Genomic DNA, 10123 nt, shown 5'->3' with positions numbered 1-10123 from the left:
TTGTCGGTTTGGCATTTGGTCTTGAATCTAGAAGAGGGATAGCTTGCTTTTAATAAAGAGGAACCCGGGGTTCAGAGTCCTATCTTACGCCCAAATAAAAAGGCCTTATCTTTGTCGGTTTGGCATTTGGTCTTGAATCTAGAAGAGGGATAGCTTGCTTTTAATAAAGAGGAACCCGGGGTTCAGAGCCCTATCTTTCGCCAAATAAAAAGGCCCGCTATAAATAGCGGGCCTTTTTATTGAATGTGGCGGAGGGATAGGGATTTGAACCCTAGAACGGGATAAACCGTTGCCGGTTTTCAAGACCGGTGCATTCGACCACTCTGCCATCCCTCCGAACGGGCTGAATAATATAAGTAACTCGTTTGCTTGTAAACCATAAAGTTAAAAAAAACACCTGAGTGCATAGCATTTAATCAGCATGCTCATATTTTTGTCATCATCGAGACTTTTTTAATCAACACAAAACTCGTTGGCGACTCTTTTATGGACTTGAATCACTTCAACAACACCAGGTAAGCTAGAAGAGTTGAATCTGCTAAGGCTTTTGTGGTGCTTTATGCTAATATCATCTCATTATTTTTCGTTGTCGCAGCTAAATTACCACTATATGAATTCAACGCTACTGCCTAGTGCCAAACTCGCTCCTCAATATCATTTACCTGATGCATCGACTTCAGTTTCTTTTCCAAGTCATATACTGCTTGGTCAAGAACGAGTGGTTGAAACATTCAAATTAATGAGCAAAACAAATTCGCAACATTTATTTCTTGCTGATTTTTTAGGGGTAGATAGATCACTATTTATTGATGCGTTGGTAACTCAAGCTAACACGCCTTCAAATCATTACCTTGTTGCGACTAAAAAACAGCAAGAAGATGCAGATATTCAGTTTAAGTGGCAACAAACACTCCCTCCTGAACATGTCGGCATTATCGCTAAGCAAGAATCATTGTCCTGCTATTTACAAGGGACTATTCGCCGTGCTGATTTGCTCGGTAGAATGCTTAAAACGGACAAATCCAGTGTTTATAAACCTGGTGCACTAGCCAAAAATCATTTCGTGTTTATTTGCTTAGCATCATTATGGCAGCGCGAGAGTTTGTGGGATTTGTTGATGCAAATTATCCACGATGGCTTTTATCGTATTAATAATGAGTTAACGCCTATTCCACTGAATTGTAAGATTGTACTTGTGGGCTCTGGTTTATCGTATAGCCAGCTTAGAGTTGAAGACCGAAATTTTAATCGCCATTTTCCATTGCTGGCTGAAATGAGTAATGAAGTTGATCTAACACAGCATCCTGAATCGTCTTATGTGCAATGGTTGAACGTGCTTGCCCAAGCAGAATCTGTTGAATTAGAACCATCAAGTTTGTTACCGTTATTTTGGTATAGCTCACGTTTGGTTGAACATCAACAACGCTTAAGTTTAAGTATGTTGGAGTTTAGGCAACTATTAGGTCAAGCAAAAGTATATTCAGGTCAAGCTACATTGAATGCTGCAGCTATAGCTAAAGCACTGGAAAAATTAAAATTCCGTCACAATAGCTCTGAAATATATTCGGCTCAAAGTTTTGATGATAATTTTATAAACCTGCCAACTAAAGGCGCTATGGTAGGTCAGATTAATGCCCTTACGGTTATTGATACAGGCGATTATACCTATGGTGAGCCTGCCCGTATTACCTCATCAGTGCATTATGGTGATGGCGAAGTGGCAGATATTGAACGAAAATCAGAGTTGGGTGGCAATATTCATGCAAAAGGCATGATGATCCTATCTGCTTGCTTGTACCGTATTTTTGGTCGTGACGCGCCTCTTCATTTGAATGCAAATATTGTATTTGAACAGTCTTACCAAGAAATTGATGGTGATAGCGCTTCACTCGCCGAGTATTGCTGTTTAATGTCTGCGATAGCTGAACAACCCATTATCCAAAGTTTAGCGGTTACAGGCGCATTAGATCAGTTTGGCAATGTACAAGCGATTGGTGGTGTGAATGAGAAAATTGAAGGTTTCTTTAATTTATGTCAACGCCGCGGTTTAACGGGCGAACAAGGTGTTATTATGCCTAAGGCCAATGTATTACAGCTAAATCTTGAACCTGCTGTGATTGAAGCCATTGATAAAGGATTATTTCATATCCATGCAATTGAGCATATGGATCAAGCAGTTGAACTGCTGATGCAAATGCCTGCTGGAGTCGCGAATGAAGATAACGACTTTGCACCAGACACGCTTTACGGATTAGTACAACAACGTTTAGATAAATTAGCCGGACAAGATGATGATGACGTGGAACTGAACTTTTTTGCTAAATTGTTAGCTAGATTGCACATTATTTAGTGATCGGAGTTGTTTAGCTTACACGTGTTCGCTATCTTGTTAGTATTATCAGTCAATTAAGTGGTATCGATTTAAATGGAAAAAGCTAATAGTTTCACTAAAGAGCAACTTGTCGCATGTGGTCATGGCAATCTTTTAGGCCCAAATAGACCGCGCTTACCTGTCGACAATATGTTGATGATTGACCGTATCATTACCATAAATGAAGATGGTGGTGCATTTGGTAAAGGTGAAATAATTGCCGAACTCGATATCACACCCGATCTATGGTTTTTTGATTGCCACTTTATCAGTGACCCAGTAATGCCTGGTTGTTTAGGTTTGGATGCCATGTGGCAACTTGTTGGTTTCTTCCTAGGCTGGGAAGGCGCTGAAGGTAAAGGTCGAGCATTAGGCGTGGGTGAAGTGAAATTTACCGGCCAAGTATTACCTGATGCAAAGAAAGTGACTTACAAGCTTAATATTAAACGCAAAATTCACCGAAAATTGGTTATGGGTATAGCTGATGCCACGATGGAAGTTGATGGTCGTCAAATCTACTCAGCAACTGATTTAAAAGTAGGTATTTTCAGCGATACATCGACGTTCTAGTTAACGCCACTTTACTTCGAAATACGTTGAAAATGTAGCTTAATGCCCTCCGATATACATCGTGAGGGCATTTTATTAAGTGTTACTTATTAAGTACTACTTGTTAAATAGGCCATTAAGACGACCGTCAATACCTTCACGCCATCCGCCTAACCATTGAGACCGTGAATCCAGATTCGAATGGGGACAAACCTCCTTAGAGCGCCCTCCTACTCCGGCTTGAAATCCTTTTGAAAATGCTCTGTCTAAACGATCTCTTTTCTGTCTTTTCATGCATGAGTCCTCTTCAGTAACAGGCTTCTTTTTGACATGATAAAGCTGAAGCCTTGCATATAGAAATAGATCGTTTTTTAACCAAAATCAACCAAAAAAAACCATCATTTTAATGATCTTTTATTAAGGTATTGAGAATTAGGTTAAAAAAAAATCGAGGAATATTTCCTCGATTTTTTTATGGTTCTAGACTACCCCCTGTTTGAGGTGCTAGATGACGGTGACTACACTGAGTCTATGATGACAGTTAAGCCTATTTTTTTACTCTGCGACGCAACCATAATAATGGCAGAGTGAATAACCAAGCAAAACTGGCTGCACCTTGACGTACATAAGCCACTTCTTCAACTGTGTCTGAAGTCGTACATGCTTCACCAGAGGTTGGTTTCAAAATAACCATTCGCGGCAAATATGCTGTTACTGGAGCACCGTTCCCATCTAATTCAAATAGCGGTAGATTATTTTCACCGACAAGCACATTACCAGTAGTTGCATCGGTTTGATATTGTGGCTTACGAATAAACGCAGTCCCTACAATAGTGCCGTCTTCATTGATGCTATTGGCTTCTACAACTTGAATATCGGTGTTATAAGTTAATATTTCACCAGTACCATCTTGAATACTCACTTGATGACGAGCCCACTCTCCATCAGTATTCTGTACATAGCCTTTAGAACCACAGGTAAGGAGATCGTTTAAATTAGAAAATTCGCTAGTACTATTTTCAAATAAGAAACCCACTTTTGGACGAGGCTTTTCTTTGTCGTAAGTTGATTCAACATAACCGACAACTTGTCCTTTATTGTTGATATCTTTAGGTTTGCTACTTAAATCTGACAATGTGGTTTGGAAGTCATTCGGCGTAACAATCCCTTGTTCTGGATTGTTAGTGTCTAATGTGAAGAATTTATCACGCAAATAGCCACCAATATATTTACGATAACTGCCGACTAAAATACCATTATCATTAATATCATATGCGATAGAACTGGTGACTTCATTCTCCATATCTACCCAATTATATTGATATTCACCATTGGCATTCTTTTTCCAGTAAGCAGCATCAAAATATAATTTATCGGTGTCGCCATTACGATAAACATGTGAGCGGCCAGCCACATCATCATCGCTGTTAACACCTAATGCTTGGGCGGTGTAAATTAGCGTTGAATCCGTTGCAGGGGTTAAGCCTAACGGTAATTCAGTACGCTCAGGTACACCGGCATCGTCTATGTTATTTAAATCCCATACTAAAGCGCGTGTTTGATAAATAATATAACGACGGCTGTTAGTGTCTGGATACTGAGAATCTTGAACACAAATAGCGAGCGGCGTAGGATTATCTGCATCAGTGTCTTCTGCGCTTGTAATACAGCTATCTACACGGTCAACACTTGATGAAGCCAATGCGGTACTTCCATAACCAACAACAAGATTATTTTCATTTACATCGGCTGCAACAGACGAACCACCTAACTCAACGGTAGCTGCACTAGTGTCAGCATCTTGTTCACGAACATAGGTTGTGTAAGGAGGTAGCAATGAAAATTCAACATCATCTTTTACTGCAATGGCACGAAGTTCAAAATCACGATAATACCAAAGCTCTTGTGTTGTGCTTGTACCTTCATAAGCCAAGGTCTTTTGCTCACCAGTATAAGCACCCACTTTGGTGCCATTACTGTTAAGACCATAGAAGAAGGTATCAATTGAATTAACAACCAGTTCACCATCACTGTCTACATCAGTAGGATTAGTCGTACCTGCTAGGCTATAAAATGAAGGCTTCCAAGCGCCTTCAGCGGCATTTGCACTGGTAGTGACAGTGAAGTTATTTGCCTCTATTGGCTTTAATACTGAATAGGTAATCTCTTCTGCATCAGAAATACCATCTTCAACATCAATGATGCCGCCTTCAATGTCTTCGGTACTAAGTTTCTTTTTACCTTTTGAAATACCGACAACTTCATCTTGACTGTTCACCGCCATGGCATAGCCATTACGTGTACCGTCAATAGTGCCATTTAGGTCGAAATCTTCAATATTAACAATTTCATATACTGGCGCAGCTTGAACTGTTCCAATCACACTTAATACACCTATCGCAACAAGGGATAAGGCTTTATCAAACTTTAACTTCATGTAACTATTCCTGTTTTATTATGCTTTACTTCAGTGACTCAAGCTCTTCCCATCGCTCGAAGCAAACTTCTAAATTCTGTTCTTTTTCTGCCAACAACTGCAGTGTTTTATTGACCAAATCCTGCGGTTGATTATAAAAATCAGCACCCGCTATGGTTTGCTGCAATTGGGCAATATCTTGCTCGAGCTGTTCCATTTGGCTCGGAAGCGTATCTAATTCTTTTTGCAATTTGTAAGACAGTTTTTTGACTGCTTTCTCAGGGATACTGACAGGCTTTGTTTCAACCACTGCGGTAGGTTGGACAACATTAGTTGCAACAGGTTCCTCAGAATAAAACTTTGCACCTTGAGCAACAGCATCTTGGTAACCACCAACATACTCAGCCCATTGTCCATTGCCCGCAAACCACCAACTGCTGGTAACGGTATTGTCGATAAATGCTCTATCGTGGCTCACGATAAGTAATGTACCAGCAAAATCAGCAAGCAGTGACTCTAACAATTCTAACGTCTCAATATCAAGATCGTTTGTTGGTTCATCGAGAATAATTAAATTGGCAGGGCGCAATAATAATCTCGCCAATAACAAACGGTTCTTCTCGCCACCAGAAAGTGCTTTTACCGGAGTACGAGCACGCATTGGCGAGAATAAGAAATCTTGTAGATAACTAAGAATATGGCGATCTTGGCCATTAATTGTGACGGTACTTTTACCCTCACCAACGTTTTCTTCTACTGTTTTTTCTGGGTCAAGCGCTTCACGATACTGGTCAAAATAGGCAACGTCTAGCTTAGTACCGACTTTAATTTCGCCAGATTGAGGCTGCAGCTTTTCAATTAACAGTTTGATTAGCGTTGATTTACCGCAACCATTTGGGCCAATTAACGCGATACGGTCACCACGTATGACAGTAGTACTGAAATCTTTAACTAAATTTTTATCAGGCAAATTATAGTTAACATTTTTAATATCAAATACTAACTTACCAGAGCGTTCGTTATCAGATACCGACATTTTGGCGTTACCTTGACGGTTTAAGCGTTCACTACGTTCGGTACGTAGTGCTTTTAACGCTCGAACACGACCTTCATTTCGAGTACGTCGCGCTTTAACACCTTGGCGGATCCAGGTTTCTTCGTCGGCAAGTTTTTTATCAAAATGAGCGTTTTTCTCAGCTTCAACTCGTAACCATTCTTGCTTACCATCTAAATAAACTTGATAGTTACCTGGAAATGAGACCACTACACCACGATCTAAATCGACGATACGCGTTGCCATTCTTTGAATAAAACCACGGTCATGGCTTACAAATACGATAGCGCCTTTAAAGCTTAATAAAAATTGCTCTAACCATTCAATGGTATCGATATCTAAATGGTTGGTAGGTTCGTCAAGCAGTAATAAATCAGGATTAACAACAAGGGCACGAGCTAACGCCACTTTACGCTGCCAACCACCAGACAATTCATTTAATGGCTTATCCGGATCTAGACCTAACAACTGACAGTTTTGGATAATGCGTGAATCTAATTGCCAGCCGTCATTGTGATCTAACACTTCCTGAAGACGTTGCATTTGATTCAGCATACGATCCATCTGCTCAGGATTAGCATCTGCAACATCGTGTGATAATTGATGATACTGTTCTAACGCTTCACCAATTTCTTTCAAACCCGCTGCTATATAAGAGTAAACCGATCCGGTTTCTGCTTTAGGAGGGTCTTGCTGTAAACGACTGACGTTAACGTCATTTGCAATATTAAACTCACCATCATCAAGTAATACATCACCTGATAATACTTTCATTAAACTTGATTTACCGGCGCCATTACGCCCAACAATACACACGCGCTCACCAGGTTCAATGGTAAAATCTGCATTTAGCAGCAAAGGAATGTAACCGTAGGCTAACGAGCCATTATTAATGCGTACCAGACTCAATCTAAACTCCTAAAAATTCTTGTAATTGTGCGGCATCGAAAGGCCAGAATAACTCACGTTCGCCCTGTACAAATACAGGAATGCTCATGCCATAACGCTCTGCAAGTGATGCGTTATCACAAATATCGATGTGCTGATAATGTATTGCGGTTTGATCAACCAATTTTTGAGCTATTTCACACAGATGACAACCCTCGGTGTGAAATAGCACATAGGCGACTGAACTATTTTTTAGCATGAGTCAGTAGCCAAACATTATGGATATGTGGATTACGTTTATAATCCAGCGGTAAACATAAATGGTCGATATTAGTCACGTCGATACCTGCTTGGTTCAACGCCTCGATATCCATTTTAAATTTACGTTTGTTGTTTGAGAAGATAAGCTCGCCATTTGGAGAAAGTAGCTTAATCAAGCCACCTAACATCTCTGCATGATCGCGTTGCACATCCCAACTGTCTTCCATACGTTTTGAATTTGAAAACGTCGGTGGGTCGATAAAAATGAGTTCATATTTCTGATGGCTATTATCTTTTATCCACTGCAAACAGTCTGCCTGAATAAAATCGTATTTAGCGCCAGACAAACCATTTAAGGCAAAGTTTTCTTTGGCCCAATTAATGTAGGTATTAGACATGTCGATGGTGGTAACTGATTTAGCTCCACCGATCGCAGCATGTACTGATGCAGAGCCAGTGTAAGCGAATAAATTAAGGACATTTTTGCCTTTTGATTTATCGCCAACCAGTTTACGTGTAACTCGATGATCAAGGAACAAACCCGTATCGAGATAACCGGTTAAGTTAAGTTTAAATTTAGCACCATATTCTTCAGTGATAACTTCAACTTTACGTTCGTCAATTTTTTGATATTGGTTAGCACCCTTCTGACGTTCACGAGTTTTCAAGGTGATACGATCAGGATGAATCCCTAACGCCCCAGGCAAGGCTAATAGCACATCACTAATACGGCGTTTAGTCACCGCTTCAGGAATAGTTGCTGGAGCTGAATATTCTTGAATAACAACATAATCGACGTATCTATCAATGGCGACGTTGTATTCAGGTAAATCAGCATCATATAAACGATAACTGTCTATGCGCTCTTTTTTAGCCCATTTTTCAAACTGTTTAACATTCTTTTTAATACGATTCGCAAATGCTGGCGCAATGTCGATAATATCAACACCTTCAGGCAATTCAGGCACGTCGCGGCGGGTACTGTTGGCGTGTAAGGTATAAATGTTAAAAGCACATTCTAATGCGCCGTTGAACATTTTCATCTGCTTGTCAGCTTTTAGTTTAAGCGATGATATAAGTTCAACATCACTGCACAACATAGCTATTTTCCAGCCACCAAACTCTTTTTTAAACTTATCACCGAGTTGGTAATAAAGTTGTAAAAGCTCAGTAACATTACCCAAACGCTCACCGTAAGGCGGGTTAGAAATCAAAAAGCCTTCACTTACAGGAGGTGTTACATCGAGTGCATCTGACACGCTAAATTCAATTAATTCAGCTACACCAGCATTCTCAGCATTGCGCTTAGCGATAGAAATCAGGTGAGGTTCGATGTCTGAACCGTAAAATTTAAGCTTACAACGAGTTTTGCCCAAGGTTGCACGCGCTTGAGCTTCGTCAAAAATAACCTGCCACATTGCTTTATTGTGACTTTGCCAATTTTCGAAACCAAATTTCTCACGTTTTAGTCCAGGCGCAATATCAGCAGCCATTAATGCCGCTTCTATTAATACCGTGCCACTGCCACAAAATGGGTCAAGCACAGTAATAGGATTAGCTTGCCAACCACTGCGTACCAACATATTGGCAGCGAGGTTTTCTTTTAATGGTGCTTCACCCGTAGTTGAACGGTATCCGCGTTGGTGTAAAGAAGCGCCTGAGAAATTCATTGAAATAGTCAGTTGACCATTACGATAATGGGCATCAATTTTAAAATCTGGATTGACACGTTCTACATCGGGACGAGGAGTACCATCATCACGAAAACGGTCAACTACAGCATCTTTAATTTTCAGCGCACCAAATTGAGTGTTATTAATGAAACCACCCGTGCCGTGAAAATCAATACTGAAGGTTTTTTTATGGGAAAAATGCGATGGCCAATCAATGCAGTATGCTGCGTTATAAAGTTGCTCTGCAGAATCACAAGCTCCTTTATAGATGACTAATACGATACGGCTCGCTAAACGAGTCCATAATGTAATGCGATAAGCCAGCTCTAATGAAGCAGAAAAATATACTCCAGCAACACTTTCTTTAACGTCGGTTGCTCCGAACTCTTTAAGTTCAGAAGCAAGGCTATATTCGAAACCCTTTGGGGCTGCAGCAAAAAAATTAAACATGTATTAGTCAGTCATCGGTTACGCAAAATTCAGTGCAGCATTATACCTGCTCAAACACATAACCCCAACGACTTATCGAAATGGACGGTTAAAATCCCTTATTTTTGGGTTAATTTGGCAATATCGTACGATAAAGCAGTGACTCGCTTATTTTACCAGCAAACAAATAGCTATCGCCTAGATTTTACTTGCAAATATAAACGGGGATCGCTATAGTTCGCCCCGCTTTGAAGCAGACCGTTAAACACGCTAACTAGCCAGTTTAATAAGATGAATTAAAGCAGCGTCAATCGGACGCGGGATGGAGCAGTTGGTAGCTCGTCGGGCTCAGCTTTTTATTAATAAAGAGTCGAAGGTCGTAGTTTTTATCAAGTCTTACTCCCACAACCATTTCTTTAGTCAATAGAATTAAAATAATTGATAGCGTTTATCGGACGCGGGATGGAGCAGTTGGTAGCTCG

At 40.3% G+C, this 10123-nt stretch carries 7 protein-coding genes and 2 tRNA genes; 3 read left to right on the top strand and 6 right to left on the bottom strand.

The features are described 5' to 3' along the window. Nucleotides 1–246: 246 nt before the first annotated feature. Nucleotides 247–336 (bottom strand) — tRNA-Ser (locus tag AAEY99_RS20830). A gap of 274 nt (nt 337–610) precedes the next feature. Between AAEY99_RS20830 and AAEY99_RS20825 the strand changes: the two genes are divergently transcribed. Further along, a complete protein-coding gene (locus tag AAEY99_RS20825; RefSeq protein ID WP_182745272.1) occupies nt 611–2350 on the top strand; it encodes an AAA family ATPase in 1740 nt (579 codons plus the stop codon). A gap of 75 nt (nt 2351–2425) precedes the next feature. Next, on the top strand, nt 2426–2941 hold the full coding sequence (gene fabA, locus AAEY99_RS20820; RefSeq protein WP_011638105.1) for a bifunctional 3-hydroxydecanoyl-ACP dehydratase/trans-2-decenoyl-ACP isomerase: 516 nt from the start codon (nt 2426–2428) through the stop codon (nt 2939–2941). 96 nt (nt 2942–3037) lie between these two features. Here the strand turns inward: fabA and rmf are convergent, their stop codons facing one another. The 5 genes from rmf to rlmKL all read right to left on the bottom strand — a co-directional run bounded on the left by rmf (nt 3038) and on the right by rlmKL (nt 9662). Further along, complete coding sequence (gene rmf / locus AAEY99_RS20815; RefSeq protein ID WP_011638106.1) at nt 3038–3214, bottom strand: ribosome modulation factor; 177 nt, start codon at nt 3212–3214, stop codon at nt 3038–3040. A 253-nt stretch (nt 3215–3467) separates the two neighbouring features. Then, nucleotides 3468–5357, bottom strand: a complete 1890-nt coding sequence (locus AAEY99_RS20810) for a DUF3466 family protein (protein ID WP_101086606.1) — start codon at nt 5355–5357, stop codon at nt 3468–3470. 25 nt (nt 5358–5382) lie between these two features. Beyond that, the gene (locus tag AAEY99_RS20805) at nt 5383–7299 is read right to left on the bottom strand and encodes an ABC transporter ATP-binding protein (protein WP_101086605.1); all 1917 of its coding nucleotides are present in this window, start codon (nt 7297–7299) and stop codon (nt 5383–5385) included. Between the two features lies 1 nt (nt 7300). Beyond that, nucleotides 7301–7537 carry a glutaredoxin family protein gene (locus tag AAEY99_RS20800; protein ID WP_059744475.1) on the bottom strand — a complete coding sequence of 79 codons (237 nt, stop codon included), beginning with the start codon at nt 7535–7537 and terminating at the stop codon, nt 7301–7303. Continuing rightward, nucleotides 7524–9662 carry a bifunctional 23S rRNA (guanine(2069)-N(7))-methyltransferase RlmK/23S rRNA (guanine(2445)-N(2))-methyltransferase RlmL gene (gene rlmKL, locus AAEY99_RS20795; RefSeq protein ID WP_101086604.1) on the bottom strand — a complete coding sequence of 713 codons (2139 nt, stop codon included), beginning with the start codon at nt 9660–9662 and terminating at the stop codon, nt 7524–7526. Before rlmKL ends, AAEY99_RS20800 begins: the two co-directional genes overlap by 14 nt. Nucleotides 9663–9957: 295 nt before the next feature. On the opposite strand from rlmKL, the gene AAEY99_RS20790 reads away from it, so the two are divergent. Next, nucleotides 9958–10052: transfer RNA gene (locus AAEY99_RS20790), tRNA-OTHER, on the top strand. Nucleotides 10053–10123: the final 71 nt, after the last annotated feature.

The organism is Shewanella sp. S1-58-MNA-CIBAN-0166, assembly GCF_040310085.1.
In the GTDB taxonomy this organism is placed as follows: Bacteria; Pseudomonadota; Gammaproteobacteria; order Enterobacterales; family Shewanellaceae; genus Shewanella.
This window is presented reverse-complemented; position numbering and strand designations above follow the sequence as displayed.

What these genes read in the sequence shown, in the direction of transcription:
- AAEY99_RS20800 (WP_059744475.1), bottom strand. Translation starts at nt 7,537, where the DNA reads ATGCTAAAAAATAGTTCAGTCGCCTATGTGCTATTTCACACCGAGGGT.
- AAEY99_RS20810 (WP_101086606.1), bottom strand. Translation starts at nt 5,357, where the DNA reads ATGAAGTTAAAGTTTGATAAAGCCTTATCCCTTGTTGCGATAGGTGTA.
- rmf (WP_011638106.1), bottom strand. Translation starts at nt 3,214, where the DNA reads ATGAAAAGACAGAAAAGAGATCGTTTAGACAGAGCATTTTCAAAAGGA.
- fabA (WP_011638105.1), top strand. Translation starts at nt 2,426, where the DNA reads ATGGAAAAAGCTAATAGTTTCACTAAAGAGCAACTTGTCGCATGTGGT.
- rlmKL (WP_101086604.1), bottom strand. Translation starts at nt 9,662, where the DNA reads ATGTTTAATTTTTTTGCTGCAGCCCCAAAGGGTTTCGAATATAGCCTT.
- AAEY99_RS20825 (WP_182745272.1), top strand. Translation starts at nt 611, where the DNA reads ATGAATTCAACGCTACTGCCTAGTGCCAAACTCGCTCCTCAATATCAT.